The sequence below is a fragment of the Enterobacter cloacae complex sp. S3 genome (assembly GCF_014930495.1).
GTDB classification, from domain to species: domain Bacteria; phylum Pseudomonadota; class Gammaproteobacteria; order Enterobacterales; family Enterobacteriaceae; genus Enterobacter; species Enterobacter asburiae_B.
Genome location: NZ_JADBRD010000016.1, coordinates 237,557 through 258,447, shown reverse-complemented (window position 1 = coordinate 258,447; position 20,891 = coordinate 237,557). Strand labels below are relative to the sequence as shown.

At 55.2% G+C, this 20,891-nt stretch carries 22 protein-coding genes; 13 read left to right on the top strand and 9 right to left on the bottom strand.

Annotation, left to right across the window (positions count from 1 at the left end; all coding sequences use genetic code 11):
* The first annotated feature begins 131 nt into the window (after positions 1-131).
* From rsxD to gstA, 6 genes are all read left to right on the top strand, one after another.
* Positions 132-1,184 (top strand): electron transport complex subunit RsxD, encoded by a 1,053-nt coding sequence (gene rsxD / locus IM317_RS09915; protein WP_033145333.1) that lies wholly within the window; start codon positions 132-134, stop codon positions 1,182-1,184.
* A gap of 10 nt (positions 1,185-1,194) precedes the next feature.
* Entirely contained in the window at positions 1,195-1,815 is a 621-nt protein-coding gene (gene rsxG / locus IM317_RS09910; RefSeq protein WP_033145332.1) for an electron transport complex subunit RsxG, read from the top strand.
* 2 nt (positions 1,816-1,817) lie between these two features.
* Positions 1,818-2,504: an electron transport complex subunit E gene (locus IM317_RS09905; protein WP_023617347.1), complete on the top strand. Its 687-nt coding sequence runs from the start codon at positions 1,818-1,820 to the stop codon at positions 2,502-2,504.
* On the top strand, positions 2,501-3,136 hold the full coding sequence (nth, locus tag IM317_RS09900) for an endonuclease III (protein WP_033145331.1): 636 nt from the start codon (positions 2,501-2,503) through the stop codon (positions 3,134-3,136). The genes IM317_RS09905 and nth overlap by 4 nt, the downstream gene beginning before the upstream one ends.
* Positions 3,137-3,727: 591 nt before the next feature.
* The gene (dtpA, locus tag IM317_RS09895) at positions 3,728-5,236 is read left to right on the top strand and encodes a dipeptide/tripeptide permease DtpA (protein ID WP_033145330.1); all 1,509 of its coding nucleotides are present in this window, start codon (positions 3,728-3,730) and stop codon (positions 5,234-5,236) included.
* A 105-nt stretch (positions 5,237-5,341) separates the two neighbouring features.
* Complete coding sequence (gene gstA / locus IM317_RS09890; protein ID WP_033145329.1) at positions 5,342-5,947, top strand: glutathione transferase GstA; 606 nt, start codon at positions 5,342-5,344, stop codon at positions 5,945-5,947.
* A 60-nt stretch (positions 5,948-6,007) separates the two neighbouring features.
* Here gstA and pdxY read toward each other — a convergent pair whose 3' ends face one another.
* From pdxY to anmK, 5 genes are all read right to left on the bottom strand, one after another.
* Complete coding sequence (pdxY, locus tag IM317_RS09885) at positions 6,008-6,868, bottom strand: pyridoxal kinase PdxY (RefSeq protein WP_033146525.1); 861 nt, start codon at positions 6,866-6,868, stop codon at positions 6,008-6,010.
* Positions 6,869-6,934: 66 nt separating this feature from the next.
* Positions 6,935-8,209: a tyrosine--tRNA ligase gene (gene tyrS / locus IM317_RS09880; RefSeq protein WP_033145328.1), complete on the bottom strand. Its 1,275-nt coding sequence runs from the start codon at positions 8,207-8,209 to the stop codon at positions 6,935-6,937.
* A gap of 125 nt (positions 8,210-8,334) precedes the next feature.
* Positions 8,335-8,991, bottom strand: a complete 657-nt coding sequence (pdxH, locus tag IM317_RS09875) for a pyridoxamine 5'-phosphate oxidase (protein ID WP_024909355.1) — start codon at positions 8,989-8,991, stop codon at positions 8,335-8,337.
* 57 nt (positions 8,992-9,048) lie between these two features.
* Positions 9,049-9,372, bottom strand: coding sequence for a C-type lysozyme inhibitor (mliC, locus tag IM317_RS09870; protein ID WP_023311369.1), 324 nt, complete (start codon positions 9,370-9,372; stop codon positions 9,049-9,051).
* A gap of 93 nt (positions 9,373-9,465) precedes the next feature.
* Complete coding sequence (gene anmK / locus IM317_RS09865; protein WP_033145327.1) at positions 9,466-10,590, bottom strand: anhydro-N-acetylmuramic acid kinase; 1,125 nt, start codon at positions 10,588-10,590, stop codon at positions 9,466-9,468.
* 255 nt (positions 10,591-10,845) lie between these two features.
* Here anmK and slyB point away from each other — a divergent pair, with 255 nt between their 5' ends.
* Positions 10,846-11,313, top strand: a complete 468-nt coding sequence (slyB, locus tag IM317_RS09860) for an outer membrane lipoprotein SlyB (RefSeq protein ID WP_008500578.1) — start codon at positions 10,846-10,848, stop codon at positions 11,311-11,313.
* A gap of 198 nt (positions 11,314-11,511) precedes the next feature.
* Complete coding sequence (locus IM317_RS09855; RefSeq protein ID WP_033145326.1) at positions 11,512-12,873, top strand: GGDEF domain-containing protein; 1,362 nt, start codon at positions 11,512-11,514, stop codon at positions 12,871-12,873.
* A 36-nt stretch (positions 12,874-12,909) separates the two neighbouring features.
* Here IM317_RS09855 and slyA read toward each other — a convergent pair whose 3' ends face one another.
* On the bottom strand, positions 12,910-13,350 hold the full coding sequence (gene slyA / locus IM317_RS09850) for a transcriptional regulator SlyA (protein ID WP_033145325.1): 441 nt from the start codon (positions 13,348-13,350) through the stop codon (positions 12,910-12,912).
* 186 nt (positions 13,351-13,536) lie between these two features.
* Between slyA and IM317_RS09845 the strand changes: the two genes are divergently transcribed.
* Genes IM317_RS09845 through IM317_RS09835 form a run of 3 tightly spaced genes read left to right on the top strand, consistent with a single transcriptional unit; the run spans position 13,537 to position 16,669 of the window.
* Positions 13,537-13,773 carry a DUF1656 domain-containing protein gene (locus IM317_RS09845; protein ID WP_033145324.1) on the top strand — a complete coding sequence of 79 codons (237 nt, stop codon included), beginning with the start codon at positions 13,537-13,539 and terminating at the stop codon, positions 13,771-13,773.
* Between the two features lie 2 nt (positions 13,774-13,775).
* On the top strand, positions 13,776-14,636 hold the full coding sequence (locus IM317_RS09840) for an HlyD family secretion protein (protein WP_033145323.1): 861 nt from the start codon (positions 13,776-13,778) through the stop codon (positions 14,634-14,636).
* Positions 14,636-16,669, top strand: coding sequence for an FUSC family protein (locus IM317_RS09835; protein WP_033145322.1), 2,034 nt, complete (start codon positions 14,636-14,638; stop codon positions 16,667-16,669). The genes IM317_RS09840 and IM317_RS09835 overlap by 1 nt, the downstream gene beginning before the upstream one ends.
* Here the strand turns inward: IM317_RS09835 and sodC are convergent.
* From sodC to IM317_RS09820, 3 genes are all read right to left on the bottom strand, one after another.
* The gene (gene sodC / locus IM317_RS09830; RefSeq protein ID WP_033145321.1) at positions 16,648-17,166 is read right to left on the bottom strand and encodes a superoxide dismutase [Cu-Zn] SodC; all 519 of its coding nucleotides are present in this window, start codon (positions 17,164-17,166) and stop codon (positions 16,648-16,650) included. The genes IM317_RS09835 and sodC overlap by 22 nt on opposite strands.
* Positions 17,167-17,247: 81 nt before the next feature.
* The gene (locus IM317_RS09825; RefSeq protein WP_032657749.1) at positions 17,248-18,144 is read right to left on the bottom strand and encodes an aldo/keto reductase family oxidoreductase; all 897 of its coding nucleotides are present in this window, start codon (positions 18,142-18,144) and stop codon (positions 17,248-17,250) included.
* A 48-nt stretch (positions 18,145-18,192) separates the two neighbouring features.
* Positions 18,193-18,432 carry a DUF1289 domain-containing protein gene (locus IM317_RS09820; protein ID WP_008500587.1) on the bottom strand — a complete coding sequence of 80 codons (240 nt, stop codon included), beginning with the start codon at positions 18,430-18,432 and terminating at the stop codon, positions 18,193-18,195.
* A 148-nt stretch (positions 18,433-18,580) separates the two neighbouring features.
* Here IM317_RS09820 and eptA point away from each other — a divergent pair, with 148 nt between their 5' ends.
* The gene (eptA, locus tag IM317_RS09815; protein ID WP_033145320.1) at positions 18,581-20,206 is read left to right on the top strand and encodes a phosphoethanolamine transferase EptA; all 1,626 of its coding nucleotides are present in this window, start codon (positions 18,581-18,583) and stop codon (positions 20,204-20,206) included.
* Between the two features lie 41 nt (positions 20,207-20,247).
* Positions 20,248-20,847, top strand: coding sequence for a TetR/AcrR family transcriptional regulator (locus tag IM317_RS09810; protein ID WP_033145319.1), 600 nt, complete (start codon positions 20,248-20,250; stop codon positions 20,845-20,847).
* The last annotated feature ends 44 nt before the right edge of the window (positions 20,848-20,891 follow it).

Genomic DNA, 20,891 nt, shown 5'->3' with positions numbered 1-20,891 from the left:
CCCGTAAGGCTGCGCAGCAGGAAGAGCAGCCGCAGGCCGCCAACGATGACCCGCGCAAGGCCGCCGTCGCCGCCGCCATTGCGCGCGTTCAGGCGAAGAAAGCCGCACAGCAAGCCGTAAACGAGGATTAAATGGTTTTCAGACTCGCAAGTTCCCCTTACACCCACAACCAGCGTCAGACATCGCGCATTATGATGCTGGTCTGCCTGGCCGCGCTGCCGGGCATTGCCGTTCAGTGCTGGTTTTTCGGCTGGGGAACCCTGTTCCAGATAGCCCTGGGCTGCGCCAGCGCCGTCGCGGCGGAAGCACTCGTCCTGAAGCTGCGTAAGATGGCGGTGTCACGCATTCTGGCTGACAACTCCGCGCTGCTGACCGGCCTGCTGCTCGCCATCAGTATTCCGCCGTTTGCCCCGTGGTGGATGGTCGTGCTCGGTACCGTGTTTGCTGTGATGATTGCCAAACAGCTGTACGGCGGGCTCGGCCATAACCCGTTTAACCCGGCGATGATTGGCTACGTGGTGCTGCTAATCTCCTTCCCGGTGCAGATGACCAGCTGGCTGCCGCCGCACGAGATTGCGGCCACGGTTCCGGGCTTTATGGATGCCCTGCACGTTATCTTTACCGGCCATACGGCGCTCGGCGCTGATATGAACGCGCTGCGCATGGGCGTGGACGGTATCAGCCAGGCGACGCCTCTCGATACCTTTAAAACGTCCCTGCACGCCGGGCAAAGCGTTGAGCAGATCATGAAATCCGCGATTTACAGCGGCATGCTGGCGGGTGCGGGCTGGCAGTGGGTCAACCTGGCGTATCTGCTGGGCGGCCTGTTCCTGCTGCAGCAGAAAGCCATTCGCTGGCATATTCCGGTCAGCTTCCTCGTGACGCTGGCGGTTTGCGCCACGCTGGGTTGGGTATTCTCTCCTGAATCACTCGCCAGCCCGCAGATGCATTTGCTCTCCGGTGCGACCATGCTGGGTGCCTTCTTTATCCTGACGGATCCGGTCACGGCGTCAACGACTAACCGCGGCCGCCTGATCTTCGGCGCGCTGGCGGGCCTGCTGGTATGGCTCATCCGCAGCTTTGGCGGTTACCCGGACGGCGTCGCGTTTGCCGTCCTGCTTGCCAACATTACCGTTCCGCTCATCGACTATTACACGCGTCCGCGCGTGTACGGCCATCGCTAAGGGTTTCGCCATGTTAAATACGATGCAAAAGCACGGCGTCACGCTGGCTGTCTTCGCCGCGGTTCTCACCGGGCTGACGGCCCTGGTTAACACGTTAACCAAAACGACCATCGAAGAGCAGGCTTCAAAGCAGCAAAAGGCGCTGTTCGATCAGGTGATCCCGTCAGATTTCTACGATAATGACCTGCAAAAGAGCTGCTTTGTGGTAGACGCGCCTCAGCTTGGGAAAGGCCCACACCGCCTCTTTATTGCCCGCAAAGGGGATAAACCGGTAGGCGCGGTGATGGAAGCGACGGCGCCCGACGGCTATTCCGGCGCCATTCAGCTGCTTGTTGGCAGCGATTTCTCCGGCACTATTCTGGGTACTCGCGTGACGGAACATCATGAAACGCCGGGCCTGGGCGATAAAATTGAAACCCGTCTGAGCGACTGGATTTTGCACTTCTCCGGTAAAGTTATCCATGGCGAAGGGGATACCGCGTTTGCGGTGAAGAAAGATGGCGGCGAGTTCGATCAATTCACCGGCGCGACCATCACGCCGCGCGCCGTGGTGAACGCCGTAAAACGAGCCGGGCTGTATGCTGAAACGCTGCCCGCGCAAATCAACAATCTTCCGGCCTGTGAGGAGTAATCATGAGCCAGGTTAAAGAGGTTATTGTCCAGGGGTTGTGGAAGAACAACTCCGCGCTGGTCCAGCTTCTGGGGATGTGTCCCCTGCTGGCGGTAACGTCCACCGCCACCAATGCGCTCGGTCTGGGTCTGGCAACCACGCTGGTGCTGACGCTGACCAACCTCTCCATCTCCGCCCTGCGCCGCTGGACGCCGTCGGAAATTCGTATTCCGATTTACGTCATGATCATTGCGTCGGTGGTCAGTATCGTCCAGATGCTGATTAACGCCTACGCGTTCGGTCTGTACCAGTCGCTCGGGATCTTTATTCCCCTTATCGTCACCAACTGTATCGTCGTTGGCCGTGCGGAAGCGTTCGCGGTGAAAAACAGCCCCGCCATGTCGGCGCTGGATGGTTTTTCCATTGGAATGGGCGCCACCTGCGCCATGTTCGTGCTGGGCTCGCTGCGCGAGATCCTCGGTAACGGTACGCTGTTTGACGGCGCAGATGCGCTGCTGGGCGGCTGGGCCAAAGCGCTGCGCGTTGAAGTGTTCCACACCGATACGCCATTCCTGCTGGCAATGCTGCCCCCTGGCGCGTTTATTGGCCTTGGCATGATGCTGGCGATAAAATACCTGATTGATGAGAAACGTAAGCGCCGCGCGGCTGAGCGTAGCGTTCTGGAAGGGACACCCGAGAAGGCTTCATGAATAAAGAAAAGCGCATTGCGATCCTGACCCGTCTGCGGGACGAGAACCCGCACCCGACGACGGAGCTGAATTTTACCTCCCCGTTTGAACTGCTGATCGCGGTGTTGCTCTCTGCACAGGCGACCGATGTGAGCGTCAATAAAGCCACTGCCCTGCTCTATCCGGTCGCCAATACGCCAAAAGCCATGCTGGAGCTGGGCGTGGAAGGCGTGAAGTCCTATATCAAAACCATCGGCCTGTTTAACAGCAAAGCCGAGAACGTCATTAAGACCTGCCGGATCCTGTTGGAACAGCACGGAGGCGAAGTACCGGAAGATCGCGCCGCACTGGAAGCCTTACCGGGCGTGGGGCGTAAGACCGCAAACGTGGTGCTCAACACCGCGTTTGGCTGGCCGACCATCGCCGTGGATACGCATATTTTCCGCGTCTCTAACAGGACTAACTTCGCGCCGGGGAAAAATGTTGAGCAGGTCGAAGAGAAGCTGTTAAAGGTGGTTCCGGACGAATTTAAGGTTGACTGCCATCACTGGCTGATTCTGCACGGCCGCTATACCTGTATTGCCCGTAAGCCTCGATGCGGCTCGTGCATTATTGAAGATCTCTGTGAATACAAAGAAAAAGTGTATCCCTGATCGTCACAAACCCTTACCAAAAGAAGGGCTACCAGACACCCTTCTTTTGGCCGTTATTTGTCCGTCTTTCATTCCCCCTGACCTGTCACTTGTTCGGTTGTTTAACGCTCAAACAGGTTAATACTTTTTTCATAGCCAAAAATTTCTATACATCTGTGATCGCGATCACCCTGATAACTTCATGTTGAATTTTTGTTGTCAAAATCCGCCTAAACCCTTTGTCTGACAAGATACTCTCCTTCCACCACCGAACATAAGACCAGCTATTTTTCAGAATATGGCCCATATCACTGCATTAAGCGGCAAATAGCAGAACATATCGCCAAAAGCCGGTCAGGGTGGGTTATCGCCAGTCGAAAAAACTACCTTTACTCATCGTATGAAATTTAACGCTGAATAACATTTATATGAACCGACGATTATACCACTTCAGATATATGTAACAGATTATTACAAACGTATTGCCAGATGGGGCAGGATAGTGAACATTACCCGCCGTTTCTCCTCCCAATATAACTATAAGGCGTATGGACTACGGCCATCACGCTATGAACACCCCCGTTAATATGGGATGTAAAAAAAGAGGTATATGTGTCTACTGCAAACAATAAACCAACAGATGAAAGCGTGAGTCTTAACGCTTTTAAACAGCCTAAAGCGTTCTATCTCATCTTCTCTATCGAGTTATGGGAGCGTTTTGGTTATTACGGCCTGCAAGGGATCATGGCGGTTTACCTGGTAAAACAGCTGGGTATGTCCGAAGCCGATTCCATCACGCTGTTCTCTTCCTTTAGTGCTCTGGTGTACGGTCTGGTCGCTATTGGCGGCTGGCTGGGTGATAAAGTCCTCGGGACTAAACGTGTCATCATGCTGGGCGCCATTGTCCTGGCGATCGGCTATGGTCTGGTTGCATGGTCAGGGCATGATGCCGCTGTCGTGTATATGGGTATGGCGACGATTGCCGTCGGTAACGGTCTGTTCAAAGCGAACCCGTCCTCCCTGCTTTCTACCTGCTATAACAAAGACGATCCGCGCCTGGACGGTGCATTTACCATGTACTACATGTCCATCAACATCGGTTCGTTCTTCTCGATGCTGGCAACCCCATGGCTTGCGGCGAAGTTCGGCTGGAGCGTGGCGTTTGCGCTGAGCTTCGTGGGCATGCTGATCACCGTGGTCAACTTCCTGTTCTGCCGCAGCTGGGTTAAAGACTACGGTTCAAAACCTGACTTCGAGCCTGTGCATATGGGCAAACTGCTGGCCACCATCGTGGGCGTTGTTGTCCTCGCGGCAATCGCCACCTGGCTGCTGCACAACCAGGGTATCGCCCGTGCCGTTCTGGGCGTGGTTGCGCTGGGTATCGTGGTTATCTTTGCGAAAGAAGCGTTCGCAATGCAGGGTGCTGCCCGTCGCAAGATGATTGTGGCGTTCATTCTGATGCTGGAAGCGATTATCTTCTTCGTGCTGTACAGCCAGATGCCAACCTCACTGAACTTCTTCGCCATTCGTAACGTTGAGCACTCAATTCTGGGCATCGCGTTCGAGCCGGAACAGTATCAGGCGCTGAACCCGTTCTGGATCATGATTGGTAGCCCGATTCTGGCCGCTATCTATAACAAGATGGGCGACCGTCTGCCAATGCCGCACAAGTTTGCGATCGGTATGGTGCTGTGCTCCGGCGCGTTCCTGGTGCTGCCGCTGGGTACCAAATTTGCCACCGACGCGGGTATCGTGTCCGTTAACTGGCTGATCCTGAGCTACGCGCTGCAGTCTATCGGTGAACTGATGATCTCCGGTCTGGGTCTGGCGATGGTTGCACAGCTGGTGCCACAGCGTCTGATGGGCTTCATTATGGGTAGCTGGTTCCTGACCACTGCCGGTGCGGCAATCATTGCGGGTAAAATTGCGAACCTGATGGCTGTGCCGGAAAACGTCACTGACCCACTGGTCTCCCTGAACGTCTACGGTACCGTGTTCATGCAGATTGGTATCGCGACTGCGGTTATTGCAGTTCTGATGCTGCTGACCGCGCCGAAACTGAATCGTATGACTCAGGACGACGACAAGACGGCTGAAGCGACCAAAACCGCTACCGCGTAAGATTATTGAGAAACGACAGAACAGAAGCCGCTAATGTATTAGCGGCTTTTTTTTTGTCCGTTGGCGCACTAACATAGCTGAAACCTCAGCAAAAAGGAGTTACCGATGAAACTGTTCTACAAACCGGGCGCGTGCTCTCTTGCTTCCCATATCACCCTGCGCGAGAGCGGCAAAGATTTCACGCTGGACGGCGTTGATCTGATGAAAAAGCGTCTGGAAAATGGCGATGATTTTCTTGCCATTAACCCCAAGGGACAAGTTCCGGCGCTCTTGCTGGATGACGGTACTCTGCTGACCGAAGGCGTCGCGATTATGCAGTTCCTGGCCGATAGCGTACCCGATCGCCAGCTGCTGGCTCCGGTCAGTACCATTTCTCGCTATAAGACGCTGGAATGGCTCAACTACATTGCGACCGAACTGCACAAAGGTTTTACGCCGTTGTTCCGCCCGGATACGCCAGAGGAGTTCAAACCGACCCTGCGTGCGCTTCTTGAGAAAAAGCTGCAGTACGTTAACGAATCGCTGAGAGACGAACAGTGGATTTGTGGTTCGCGCTTCACGATTGCCGATGCGTATCTGTTTACCGTGCTGCGCTGGGCGCGCGCGGTTAAGCTGAACCTGGACGGGTTAGACCATATCGCATCGTATATGAAACGCGTGGCGGAGCGTCCTGCAGTGGCTGCGGCGCTGAAAGCGGAAGGGTTGAACTAACCGAGCGGCCTGTGTTGCCGGGTGGCGCTAACGCTTACCCGGCCTACACGTTTTGGCCGGTTATAACCGGGTTGCGCTGAAATAGTGCTCCGGCTTCGCGATACGATCCTGTGCCGCAACCACCTGCAGTTCATATTCCTGCATCTCTTTCGTCGCAATCATGATTTCGTACACCGCCGCGGTAACGTGTTCCAGCGCGTCGCGCATCGTCGCCCCCTGCAGTAATTTCACCAGCAGCAGACCACTCGTAACATCTCCGACCCCAACCGGCTGGCGCAGGCCGAAATCCACCAGCGGACGGCTAATATGCCAGGCGTCATCTTTCGTCACCAGAAGCATCTCAAAACGGTCCTGACTCAGACCTGCGCGGGCGAGATGTTTTACCAGCACCACCTCAGGCCCCTGAGCGATCAGTTCGCGAGACGCGCTTACCGCCTCTTCTACGCTGTTAACCGGACGCTCGCAGAGAATTTCGAGCTCGACCAGGTTTGGCGCAATGATATCGCTGGCGGGCAGCGCGTGGCGGACGTGAAACTCTGCGACGCCTGGCGCCACGATACAGCCTTTCTCCGGATGACCCATGACGGGGTCGCAGAAGTATTTTGCCGCCGGGTTTGCGGCTTTCACCTGACGTACGATGCCGAGGATATGCTCCCCCTGCTCCGCTGAGCCGAGGTAGCCGCTCAGCACGGCGTCACAGCGTCTGAGCTGGTCGATATCGGCAATCCCCTGCACAACCTCGGTGAGGTGTGAAGGTGGCATTACGCAGCCGGTCCATTTGCCGTATTGCGTGTGGTTAGAGAACTGCACGGTATTAAGGGGCCAGACGTTGACGCCGAGGCGACGCATCGGGAATTCCGCGGCGCTATTGCCAGCGTGTCCAAAAACAACGTGGGACTGAATGGCGAGGATGTTCTTCATTTTTTTCTTACCAAACCCTGAAAAAACAAAAGGGGCGTGGTTTCCCACGCCCCTGGAGACTGTTAATTATTTCCAGCAGACAAGGCAGTAGTTTTTCTTACCGCGACGCAGCAGCGTGTAGCGACCATACAGACGGTCACCGTCAACGAAGGTGTATTCCGGGTCAGCCTGTTTCTCGCCGTTGATGGTGATAGCGTTAGAGGCGATAGTTTTACGCGCCTGACCGCGCGAAGGCTGGAGCTCAGAGTCCACCAGCGCCTGCATCAGGTCAGCCCCTTTTTCCATCTCAACCATCGGCACGCCGTCCTGCGCCAGCTGTTCGAAGTCCGCCTCGCTCAGATCGCTCAGGGTACCGTTGAACAGGCTTGCGGTAATGCGTTTTGCCGCGGCCAGACCTTCTTCACCGTGAACCAGTTTGGTCACTTCGTCCGCCAGCACATACTGGGCGCGCGGTGCTTTACCGCTGTTTTTGTCCTCTTCTTCCAGCGCGTTGATGTCTTCGATGTCCATAAAGGTGAAGAACTTCAGGAAGCGGTAAACATCGGCATCCGCCGTGTTGATCCAGAACTGGTAGAATTTGTACGGGCTGGTTTTCTTCGGATCGAGCCATACCGCGCCGCCTTCGGTTTTCCCAAATTTGGTGCCGTCTGCCTTGGTGATCAGCGGAACGGTCAGACCGAAGACCTGGTTCTGGTGCAGACGACGGGTCAGGTCGATACCGGAGGTGATGTTACCCCACTGATCGGAACCGCCAATCTGCAGGGAAACGCCGTGCAGCTTGTTCAGGCAGGCAAAGTCATAACCCTGCAGCAGGTTGTAGGAGAACTCGGTAAAGGAGATACCCTGGTCGTCACGGTTCAGACGCTGCTTCACGGCCTCTTTGTTAATCATCTGGTTAACAGAGAAGTGCTTGCCGATGTCGCGCAGGAAGGTCAGCACGTTCATGCTGCCAAACCAGTCGTAGTTGTTCGCGGCAATGGCAGAGTTTTCACCACAGTTGAAGTCGAGGAATGGTGCAACCTGTTTGCGGATCTTATCCACCCACTCCTGCACGGTATCTTCGGTGTTCAGTTTACGCTCAGCGGCTTTAAAGCTTGGGTCACCAATCAGGCCGGTCGCGCCGCCCACCAGCGCAACAGGCTTATGGCCCGCCATCTGGAAGCGTTTCAGGCATAACAATGGAACAAGATGCCCCAAATGCAAGCTGTCAGCGGTGGGATCGAAGCCGCAATAGAGCGCGATCGGGCCTTGCGCCAGTCGCTCTGCTAACGCTTCCTCGTCCGTCACCTGGGCCACGAGGCCCCGCTCTTGCAATTGTTTAATCAAGTTACTGCTTGCCATCAAATTCTCCATGTATAAACGACTGCACCTTTGCCGGTACACGACTTTTCGCCTGATGCGAAAGGACAATAGAATAAAGCGCAAGCGCGGTGTGCGCTAGCGCTTAAATCAACAAATTTCGGGGATTACGGTGCCAGTCTGTCGATTTTCCAGCCGCCATTCTCGCGCTGGTATAAAAAGCGGTCGTGCAGGCGATGTTCGCCCCCCTGCCAGAACTCCATCTGCTCAATCGGGATGCGGAAACCGCCCCAGAAGCTTGGCAAAGGAATTTCACCCTGCTGGAACTTCTGTTTCAGCTCCAGGAATTTACTTTCCAGCACGCCGCGGGCGGAAATTCGGCTGGACTGTTTTGATACCCAGGCGCCAATCTGGCTGTCGCGCGGGCGGCTGTGGAAATACTTCACCACTTCCAGCGTCGAGAGACGTTCCGCCTTGCCGGTGACCATTACCTGACGTTCCAGCATGTGCCAGGGAAACAGCAGGCTGATACGCGGATTGTTTTCTAAATGGTGCGCCTTACGGCTACCGAGGTTGGTATAGAACACCAGCCCTTTCTCGTCATAATGCTTGAGCAATACGATGCGCTGATAAGGTTGGCCGTTTTCATCCACCGTCGCGACAACCATGGCGGTTGGGTCGGCGAGTTTCGCTTCGCAGGCCTGTTTCAGCCAGCGTTCAAAAAGCACGAGGGGCTCAGCGGGAAGATCCTGGCGACGCAGGCCGCCTTTAGTGTATTCACGGCGCAGATGCGCAATTTGCTGCAGTTCGTCGTTATCTGACATGGCGTTAGCTGACATTGAGAGTGGGTGGCGCTATTGTGCGCCGCCCCTGTAAAAATCTCAACGCTTCGGATTTTCGAGCTGGCAATTGTTCAGCACAATGCGGTCGCGTTTGTAGACCGTGGCGCTGTCGCCTTTCGACCAGAAGACGTAGATACCGTCGGAATAACGTGCGCCGGAGGCTGACATCCCCTGCTTCAGCGTCAGCAATTTATTGTCATAAACAAAACTGGCTTCCTGACGTGGGTTATTCAGCTTGACGGTCAGCGGTTTTTCATCGCAGCGATACTCCAGCGTATCAGTCTGCATGCGCTCAAGAAGCTGGTTATAGACGCTGCATCCTGACAGCAATAAAGGCGCGGCAATAAGAAGAAGTTTTTTCATGGGCGTATTCCGAAGACTTTCCTGGTCCTGGAGGGCATGGCTGCCCTCCTGTTTCGTTCCATTCTAACGATGACGCGCCGCGCTGAATTTCAGTTAACTCTGATTATGACGAGGATTTGCCGGGAAAATCGCCCCGAGGACGCTCGCCTCACGCGCGCCGGTCACCGACGGCAAATTGCCCGGCCGTCCGGCAATGGTGCGCCAGGCAAGCCAGGCGAAGGCCAGCGCCTCCATATCATCCCCGCTGATGCCTGCCTCGTCGGTCGTGGTCACTTCGGTACCCGACAGTAGCCCCGCAAGACGCGCCATCACCAGCGGGTTTCGGCTTCCTCCGCCGCACACCAGCAGACGTTCACATCCGCCGCTGAGCAGAACCTGTTCGGAGATCGACACGGCCGTCAGCTCGGCAAGCGTCGCCTGGACATCCTGCGGCGCGAGCGCCGGGAATGGCGCCAGCTGACGCTCAAGCCAGCCCAGATTGAAGTATTCACGCCCCGTACTCTTAGGGGCCGGCAGGGCAAAATAAGGATCGCTCAGCATCGACTGCAGCAGCGGAATAATCACTTTCCCCCCGCTCGCCCACTCCGCGTTTTTATCATACGGTTGTCCGCACTGCCGCCAGATCCAGGCATCCATTAACATATTGCCCGGGCCGGTATCGTAGCCGCGGACGGGCTGCCCCGGGATGAGCATCGACAGGTTGGCAATCCCACCAATGTTGAGCACCATCCGCCGTTCTGTAGGGTGCGCCAGTAACGCCTGATGGAACGCGGGTACCAGCGGCGCGCCCTGCCCACCAAGGGCGATATCGCGACGACGGAAATCGCCAACCACCGTCACGCCCGTTTTCGCCACAATCTGGTTGTTATCGCCGATTTGCAGGGTATGCGGGGCATCTCCGCCGGGCTCATGCCAGACCGTTTGTCCGTGACACCCGATGGCCACCACATCCTGCGGGCGAAGATGTTCTTTTTGCATCAAAGCCTGCACCGCATCCGCAAACAGCGCCCCCAGGCGAACATCAAGCTTTCCAAGCTGGGAGAGGGTCAGCTGCTGCCCCTGACAGATACTCAGAATATCCTCTTTCAGTGAAATGGGGATTGGCCAGGTCAGGCTCGCCTGCTGCGCCACCATGTTTTCGTCAATGGCGGCCAGAACGACATCTACCCCATCCAGACTGGTGCCTGACATCACACCAATGTAGCGACCCGATTTCATGCGCTTTCCTTACGTTGCGTGGGCTAAGGATATCCACTCAACCATAAACGGCGCAGCTTTGCTATCCGGCGATAATATTTTTTAACAATGTCAGACGGGTAACACGGGCGGATCCTGTTTATGTCTCGTTAAGTCAAATTCAAGTACAATTTTCTTATTGTTAGTGCAAAGATATGAACTATGGCCCCTTATGCCATATAATTTAGCCATAACGGATGCCCCCAATCGGGCGTTTTTGGTGAACAGGAGATTCAAATGATTTTACGTGTACTGGGCGTTTCGCTGATTGGTTTAACTCTGGCTGGCTGTGTGAATGACAGTTCACTTTCTGGCGACGTTTACAGCGCTTCTGAAGCGAAACAGGTTCAGAACGTGACTTACGGTACCGTTGTTAACGCACGCCCTGTACAGATCCAGGGCGGTGATGAAAACAACGTGATGGGCGCAATCGGCGGTGCCGTTCTGGGTGGTTTCCTGGGTAATACCGTCGGCGGCGGCACTGGTCGCTCTCTGGCAACGGCCGCAGGCGCCGTTGCGGGTGGCGTAGCCGGCCAGGGCGTTCAGGGTGCGATGAACAAAACCCAGGGCGTAGAGCTGGAAATTCGTAAAGACGACGGCAGCACGATCATGGTTGTTCAGAAACAAGGCAGCACTCGCTTCTCTGCAGGCCAGCGCGTTGTTCTGGCAAGCAACGGAAGTCAGGTGACCGTTTCACCACGTTAATTAAAAATGGATGTGGCCATCAGGCCACATCCATTTACATTATTTATCACTCCCACAAATATATTTACAAAATACATTCACCCCACCCATTATTAACCACGCCATATATTGTTTCTGCGCAAAGTATTTAGCGTGCTAATTGATTACACTCTCCGCAATACCCTCCCCTAATTCATTATAAAGTCATTAAAACCATATATGTTTGCGAATCGCCGTTCTTTAAAGGGCCGTTATATCTCGTTCTGTCTAGGTTGTATTGCTGTTATCGGCATATTACACGCCCTGTTTTCAAAAATTGCCGAATGGGTTCCTACCTTTTCGTCTCACTTGTTCCCTACGCTCACCATTTTTTTACTGGTGTTTGATCTGTTTATTGCCTGTTTTATGGCAATGAAATACTGGTGTGACCGAAAACGGTTGTATCTGGTATCGCTCGCTTTTGCCTTTGCCGGGTCGGCATCGCTGATGGTCGGAACGCTGTGCAGCTTTCCCGCCTGGCTGGACCTTTATCAGTTCAACGCGGTGAACTACAACGATGCGATGATTTTCTATATGTTCCGCCATCTCTTAATGGCGGTGCTAATAATCGTTTCGGCAATACTCTATACCACGCGCAATTGTCCCCTTTCGCGGCTGGCGCATATCGCTATTGTGAGCGGCGAGTTTCTCTTTACCGTCTTTGCAGTAGGTTTGGCCTGGATGTATTCCAGTCATTCTTCCTTTTTATCCATTGATCTTGTTGATAATGAAACCCGTGAGTTTATGGTTCTCTGGAGCCACTTTATTAATATTGCATTGATTGCACTCTGGGTGGTCACATTAGCCACGCTGATGTTTATTACGCGCATACGCAACTTATTCTGGGTGGGCGGTAATTTTCTGTGCGTCTGCTATATCGTCACGCTCTCAATGCTGTTAGTGGGTGGACATGTTGAAGATGTCTCCTGGTATCGCGCTCGCTTATTTGAAACCGTCGCCACGCTGATGATCATTTTTGTTCTGCTCTACGATGTTTTCAGGCTGTATCGCGACTCGCACGTTAAGTATCAGCAGTCTTACCAGAACTCCATTCGCGATCCGCTGACGCGCCTGTATAACCGCAGTTATTTTTATGAAACATTAAAGCAGGCGCTGGATATCGCCAAACCCAGCCGTCCGGTTTCCGTCATCGTCAGCGATCTCGATCGCTTCAAGCGTATCAACGACACCTACGGGCATCTTCAGGGCGACAAGGTCCTGCAGTTTGTCGCTAATCTGCTGATGGATTCCGTGCGCCCCCAGGACATCGCGGCCCGTATCGGTGGTGAGGAGTTTGTTCTGATGCTGGCCAACACCTCATCAGACGCGGCGTATCAGGTGGCGGAACGCATACGGTTAAATCTGAGCAGCTTCGATAACGCCAGCAGCGGCGGTCAACTACCGGAGCCAATCACCATCAGCATGGGGGTATTTACGGCAACGTCACCCGCAATAGCCGCAGAAACGTGCGTGGAAAATGCCGACAAAGCGATGTATGAAGCGAAGGAGACGGGCCGTAACCGCGTTGTCGTCTTTAAGTAAAAAAAAGGCCTTGCTGCTGCAAGGCCTTGTTGTTTGTCAGTCGCGCGACTGTAGCTCATGGATGTTTTGCTCAAGGCGCCCAATGAGGCTGATGAGCATTTCCAGCTCCGCCGGTGAAACGCCTGACAGGATTTCACCGCGCGTCTTAGTGATCACGGCTTCCATTTCCGTGATGATAGGCGCCGCTTTCTCGGTGAGTTTAATCCGCTTGGCGCGACGATCGCTGGCGCAGGTTTGCCGCGAGATCAACCCCTTCTCTTCCAGCTGGTCAAGCGTGCGCACCAGCGACGGTTGCTCAATCCCTATCGCTTTTGCCAGTTGAATTTGCGACTGTTCGGGCGGCAGCTGATGAATGTTGTGCAGCGTGACCCAATGCGTCTGTGTGAGTTCCAGAGGTTTCAGGCGATGGTCAATCAGAGCACGCCAGACGCGTACCAACCTTGCCAGATCAGAACCTAATGGCGATTCCAATTTCATCTCCTTATAATTAGCTTGCTAAGTTATTATACTGATTTTAGAATAGTGTGCAGCATTTGTATTGCCAAAACAAATGCAATACTGCATTCATCGAACTTAAAAGTATGACTTACACTGAATTATGATGCTTCATCATACTAAGACAAGCCAACGCGGCATTCTGTTCACTGCAAAGGATTTCTGCCCGTGACGTTTTTTCATCGCTCAGGGGGTTTACCCCTTCAGGACCTGATCTTCGGTGCGTCAGTCTACTTTCCTCCCCTGTTTAAGGCCGTTCTGGTGGGCTTTATCCTCTGGCTCATCGCGCATCGTCTGCTTCGCGACTGGATGTACTCCGGCGAAATCTGGCATCCCATGCTGATGGATCTTTCCCTGTTTGCCCTTTCCGTATGCCTGGGCCTTGCCGTTTTGACTGTGTGGTGAATATGTTCCTGAAAACGCTAAAGTACTTTTCCACCCTGTTTGTCCTTGCCCTCGCACTGGTTGCGGGCTGGTGGATGTGGAATTTTTATATGCAGTCGCCGTGGACGCGTGACGGCAAAGTCCGCGCCGAGCAGGTCAGCATTACCCCTCAGGTATCGGGAAGTATTACGACCCTGTTGGTTAAGGATAACCAGTTCGTCAAAAAGGGAGACATTTTATTCCGCATCGACGACACCCCGTACCACATTGCGATCCTGAACGCCCAGGCGCAGCTGGCAAAAGCCCAGTCGGATCTGGCAAAGGCCAACAACGAGGCCAACCGCCGCCGCCACCTGTCGCAAAACTACATCTCAGCGGAAGATTTAGACACCGCCAATATCAACGTTAAGGCGATGCAGGCTAGCGTCAACGTGGCGGAGGCGACGCTGAAGCAAGCGCAGTGGCAACTGACCCAAACCGTGATTACGGCACCTGTTGATGGATGGGTGACCAACCTCTCGGCCCGCGTGGGGAATTATGCCACCACGGGACAACCGATATTCGCCCTCGTCGACAGCCACTCCTTCTACGTCGTGGGCTATTTCGAAGAGACCAAGCTTCGGCATATTCGCGAGGGTTCGCCAGCCGCAATAACGCTTTACAGCGGCCCTCAAAAGTTACAGGGTCACGTTTCCAGCATTGGCCGCGCCATTTACGATCAGAGTGTTGAAACGGATTCAGGCCTGGTGCCGGACATAAAGCCGAACGTTCCCTGGGTGCGTCTGGCCCAGCGCGTTCCGGTTCGCGTGGAGTTTGACCGCTTGCCGGAGGACATTACCCTGGTATCCGGCACCACCTGCACTGTCTCCATCGGAAACCGGTGATGAAGCTGCAGGGTCTCTCCTGGCAAAACACGCCGTGGATGAAAGCAACGCGTCCCCAGTGGCGCTACGCGCTGCGTAACGGCATTGCCATGTGTCTTGCGTTGACTGTGGCTTATTACCTTAACCTGGATGAGCCCTACTGGGCGATGACGTCTGCGGCGGTGGTCAGTTTTCCGACGGTAGGCGGAGTGATCAGTAAAAGCCTTGGCCGCATCGCGGGCAGCCTGCTGGGCGCCACCGCGGCGTTAATTATCGCGGGCCATACGCTGAACGATCCGTGGCTGTTCATGCTGAGCATGGCGGCATGGCTGGGGTGCTGTACCTGGGCCTGCGCCCATTTTACCAATAACGTCGCCTACGCGTTTCAGCTGGCGGGCTATACCGCCGCCATCATCGCCTTTCCGGTGGTAAACGTGCTCGACACCACCGAGCTGTGGGATATTGCCCAGGCGCGCGTCTGTGAAGTGATTGTCGGGATCCTCAGCGGCGGCTTTATGATGATGATCCTCCCCAGCACATCCGACGGCACCGCGCTCATCACCGCGCTAAAAACCATGCATACCCGATTACTGGAACACGCGAGCCTGCTGTGGCAACCGGATTCCAGCGACGATATCCGCCTCGCGCATGAAAAGGTTATCGGACAGATCCTGACGATGAATCTGTTGCGCATTCAGGCGTTCTGGAGCCACTACCGCTTTCGCCGCCAGAACACACTGCTTAACTATCTGCTGCACCAGCAGCTGCGCATGACCAGCGCCATCTCCAGCCTGCGCCGGATGCTGCTCAACTGGCCGACGCCGCCTGAAAATACCCGGGCCGTGATTGAAACGCTGCTCGCGGCCCTTGCGCGCCCGGATGCGGACATTTACACCGTAGCGCGGATTATCGCCCCGCTCGCCCCGGTTGATGAGTACGACTACCGCCATCGCGCCTTCTGGCAGCGCCTGAATTACTTTTGTCGGCTGTACCTGCGCAGCAGCCGCTGGATTACGGCCGTCGAAAACGCGACCCCATTGACGGAGTTCAACGTCCCCGGCAGCCCGGCACTTGCGCGCCATACCGACTATCTGGAAGCGCTGTGGAGCGGTTTTCGCACCTTCTGTGCGCTGATGCTGGTGGGGGCGTGGAGCATTACCACGCAGTGGGAGTCCGGTACGGCGGCCCTTACGCTTGCCGCCATCAGCTGCGTGCTTTATTCCGTCGCGGCCTCGCCGTTCAACTCGCTTACGCTGCTGCTGCGCACGCTGGTGCTGCTGTCGCTGTTCAGCTTCGTGGTGAAGTTTGGCCTGATGGTGCAGATAAGCGATCTGTGGCAGTTCCTGCTGTTCCTGTTTCCCCTGTTAACCACCATGCAGCTTCTGAAGCTGCAAATGCCTAAGCTGGCGGGCCTCTGGGGACAGCTGATTGTTTTTATGGGCTCGTTTATCTCCGTGACGAATCCACCGGTTTATGATTACGCCGATTTTCTCAATGACAACCTGGCGAAGATCCTGGGCGTGGGGCTGGCGTGGCTGGCTTTCGCGGTGTTACGTCCCGGCTCCGATGCACGCAAGAGCCGCAGGCATATCCGGGAGCTACGCAGAGGGTTTGTCGACCAGCTCAGCCGTAAACCGCATCTGAGCGAAAACGAGTATGAATCGCTGGTCTATCATCACGTCAGCCAGCTGAATAACAGCCAGGACGCGCTGTCCCGGCGCTGGCTGCTGCGCTGGGGCGTGGTGCTGTTGAACTGCTCGCACGTGGTCTGGCAGCTTCGCGAGTGGGAAACGCGTTCCGATCCGCTGTCGCAGGTTCGTGATGTTTGCATCTCCCTGCTGCGCGATGTAATGAGCGAGCGCGGTGTCCAGCAGCGGCCGCTGGAAGCCACGCTGAATGAACTGCAGCGGATCTGCGATACGCTGGCACAGCATCATCTGCCCGCAGCCCGTGATTTGGCCTCGATAATCTGGCGCCTGCACTGCTCGCTCTCGCAGCTGGAACAGGCACCGCCACCGGGAACGATTGGAGATCAGATCACGCCGCACGCATAGCGTGCTCCGCCACCGCCAAGCGGTTTAGGCCGATCGGACATATTGTCGCCGCCGACATGGATCATCAGCGCCTTGCCTTTCACCTCATCCAGCTTTTTCAGTCGCGGCGCGACGACGGGATCGGTGGCTTTACCGTCGTTATTCACCACCAGCACAGGCAGATCGCCTAAATGCCCCATTCCATCCGGGCCTTCATGCTTGCCGGAATGCTGCGGATCGAGGTGCCCTCCTGCCGCTTCCGCCGCAGACGGTTTACCTTCTTTTAAAGCGGGCTGACAGCTGCCTTTGGCGTGAACATGGAAACCATGTTCACCGGGAGGGAGGGCTTTGAGGTTGGGGGCAAACTCCAGTCCTTTATCGGTTTCAGTGATTTTCACCGTTCCGATGGACTGACCCACACCCTGTGCGGTGACGAGATTAATTTCCACTTCGTCACTGGCTGCCTGCGCCCCTGCGCAAACAACCAGCGTGACCAGTGCCAGAGCAAAACGCTTCATAGTGACCTCCGCGGGTTATTTTTTGCCCCTTAAGTGTATACCAGGGGCAAAGATTTCACCGGAAAGTCACCTTCAGGCGGTTTATGGTACGTCGTAACCCAGCGCGGCCTTACGGATGCGGAACCACTGCTGACGGGTCATCTGCAGCTCTTCAGCGGCCAGTGCAGAACGCACGCGTTCTATTTTGCCGGAGCCGATAATGGGCAGCGGTTTTGACGGCAGGCGCAGGATCCATGCGTAGACCACCTGTTCGATGCTCTCCGCGTTCAGTTCGCGGGCGATGGTTTCAAGCTCGTTGCGCAGCGGCTGGAATTCCTCATCATTAAACAGACGTCCGCCCCCCAGGCAGGACCACGCCATCGGGCGAATGCGCAGCTGCTGCAGCTGGTCGAGGGTACCATCCAGCAGCAGCGGCTGGTGTACCGGGGAGATCTCAACTTGGTTGGTGGCGAGGGTGAACGGCAGACGAGACTGAAGCAGCGCAAACTGTGCCGGGGTAAAGTTAGACACGCCGAAGTGACGCACTTTTCCACTCTGATGCAGGTTCAGGAAGGCTTCCGCTACCTCATCGGCATCCATCAGCGGGTCGGGGCGGTGGATTAACAGCAGGTCGATACGATCGGTCGCCAGATTGACCAGCGACTGCTCGGCGCTCTTGATGATATGCGCGCTGTCGGTGATGTAATGACCGAGGGCATGTTCAGGTTTTGCCGTGGTGGCAATCCCACACTTCGTGACGATCTCCATGCGGTCGCGCAGGGCCGGAACCAGCTTAAGCGCCTCGCCGAAAGCGGCCTCGCACTGGTAGCCACCGTAAATATCCGCATGATCAACCGTGGTGATGCCTAAATCGAGGTGCTCTTCAATAAAGCTCGCCAGCTGGAGCGGGGACATATTCCAGTCCATCAGACGCCAGTAGCCCATCACAAAACGGGAGAATTCTGGCCCCTGGGGGGCAAGGGTAATTCGCTGAACCATAACATTTTCCTCAAGGACGTAATGTCATGAGTATACGCAATTACCGTGTTAAAAAAGTGAAGGTTGCTGGGGTTCTTCGGTCTCACCCGCTTTGTTTGCGCGTATTTTGCGCAGAAGACGCTGTCGGCAGAGGCGTAACACCTCCTGCTTTTGCGTGTCGCTAAAGTTTTGCCAGTTAAAACGCTCATCGCGGGTACGCATGCACCCGCGGCAATATCCGCGTTCATCGACCTGACAAATACCCCGGCACGGGCTCTGGATGGGGAAAAACTCCAGCTGCTCTGCCACACTCACCTCCCGATAGCTACTCTCACCTACAGTGAAGACGTTAATCGCGCCGCGTGCAAGGCCGTATCACAGATTTGTGGCATTAAGGTTTCACTAATCTTCCCTCTCTATACTCGGCCCATCATGACAATAACGGGTTTACCGATCGATGTGGTTAATCAGAAAGTTACAATGTAACGACATTAAATTTACTCTGGGCTGTGCACTCTTTTTTACTCTGCTGAACGGGCTGTTTATCCAGCGCAGCTGGGCCATTATCGGCCCAGTGCATCTGCACGACTTCCTCTTTGCCGCCTCCGTCCCGCTGGTGCTGTTTTGCGGCTGGGTGATTGTCTTTAGCCTGCTTAACATCCCGTATCTCCGCAAGCCGCTGCTGATTGTATTGACGATCGGATGCGCCGCGGCGACCTATTTCATGTATACCTACGGCGCGGTGATCGATCAGAACATGATTGTGAACGTGTTCGAAACCAACTCTCAGGAAGCGACCGCCCTGGTGACCCCGCAGATGATTCTGTGGATTGTCATTGCTGGCCTCGTGCCTTCCGTGGTGCTGGCATTGACCCGGATTCGTACCGGAAAATGGTGGTACGCGCTGCTGACGCGCGTTGCCGCGATGCTCGGCGCCCTGCTGGTGATTATCCTGATTGCCGCGCTGTTTTATAAAGACTACGCGTCGCTGTTCCGCAATAACAAAAGCATCGTCAAAATGGTCACCCCGGCGAACTATGTCAGCGCCGTGGTGAAGTACAGCAAAATGCGCTGGTTTGCCGGCGATCAAACGCTGGTGCGCATTGGTGAAGATGCCCACAAAGGGTCACTGATTACCGGCCAACAAAAGAAAACCGTTCTGGTGCTTGTCGTCGGCGAAGCCTCTCGCGCGGCAAACTACTCCCTGAACGGTTACGAACGCGAAACCAACCCGGAGCTGAAAAAGCAGGACGTGATTAACTTCCCGCAGTCCTCCTCGTGTGGTACCGAAACCGCGGTTTCCGTTCCGTGCATGTTCTCCGGCATGACGCGCAGCAAATACGATGCCGACCTGGCTCACCATCGCGAGGGACTGCTCGACGTGCTTAAGCATGCGGGTATCAACCTGCTGTGGCGCGACAACGACGGCGGCTGTAAAGGTGCCTGCGATCGCGTGCCCCATACCGACATGACGCAGTGGCAGCTGGATCAGTTCTGCAAAGACAAATCCTGTATTGACGATGTGAACTTCTATCGTCTGGACAACGTGCTGGATGGCGTGAAGCAAGATACGGTGCTGGTTATCCACCTGATGGGGAGCCACGGTCCGGCATACTATCGCCGTTACCCGGACAACTTCCGTAAATTCACCCCAACCTGCGACACCAATGAAATTCAGGATTGCGATCATCAGGCGCTGATCAATACCTATGACAATACTATCCTCTATACCGACAGCATGGTCAGCAAAACCATTGATGCGCTGAAAGCGCGCCAGTCGAGCATGAACACCGCACTGATTTATCTCTCAGATCACGGTGAATCGCTGGGCGAAAGCGGTATTTATCTGCACGGCACGCCGTACATGCTGGCGCCGGAGCAGCAAACGCATATTCCGTTTATGTTCTGGCTGTCACCGGATTACGCGAAAAACTTTGGCGTCAACGAACAGTGTTTGCGCGACAATGCAGCAAAAAATGCGGTTTCCCAGGACAATTTATTCTCAACCGTATTGGGTATGATGGACGTGAAATCAACGGTTTATCAACCGCAGCTGGATATACTGAGCGCATGTCGTCAGTAAACTCGCTTGCATTAGACCGAACGGTCTATTAGAGTGCGGCCATGAGCAGAAATACTGAACACGATACCCGCGAACATTTACTGGCAACCGGCGAGCGACTTTGCATGCATCGCGGGTTTACCGGTATGGGGTTGAGCGAGCTTTTAAAAACCGCTGAGGTACCGAAGGGGTCGTTTTATCACTACTTCCGGTCCAAAGAGGCTTTTGGTGTAGCGATGCTGGAGCGTCATTATGCTGGCTACCACCAGCGCCTGGCGACCCACTTTGCGTCGGGTGAAGGTAACTACCGGGATCGTGTTCTGAACTACTATCAGGAAACGCTGAACCAGTTCTGTCAGCAGGGCATTATCAGCGGATGCCTGACCGTTAAGCTGTCTGCAGAAGTGTGCGATCTTTCTGAAGATATGCGCACGGCGATGGATAAAGGTGCCCGCGGCGTTATCGCCCTGCTGGCCCAGGCGCTGGAGAAAGGCCGCGATGAAAAAACGCTGGCCTTTTCCGTCGAGCCGTTAACCCAGGCGCAGGTGTTATATGCGCTCTGGCTAGGAGCTAACCTGCAGGCAAAAATTTCGCGCAGTGCCGTGCCGCTGGAAAGCGCGCTGGCACATGTGAAAAACAGCATTACTGCGCCTGGCATTTAACAGGCGTTTTTATTTACCCAACTACTAGTCGACTGGTCTACTCA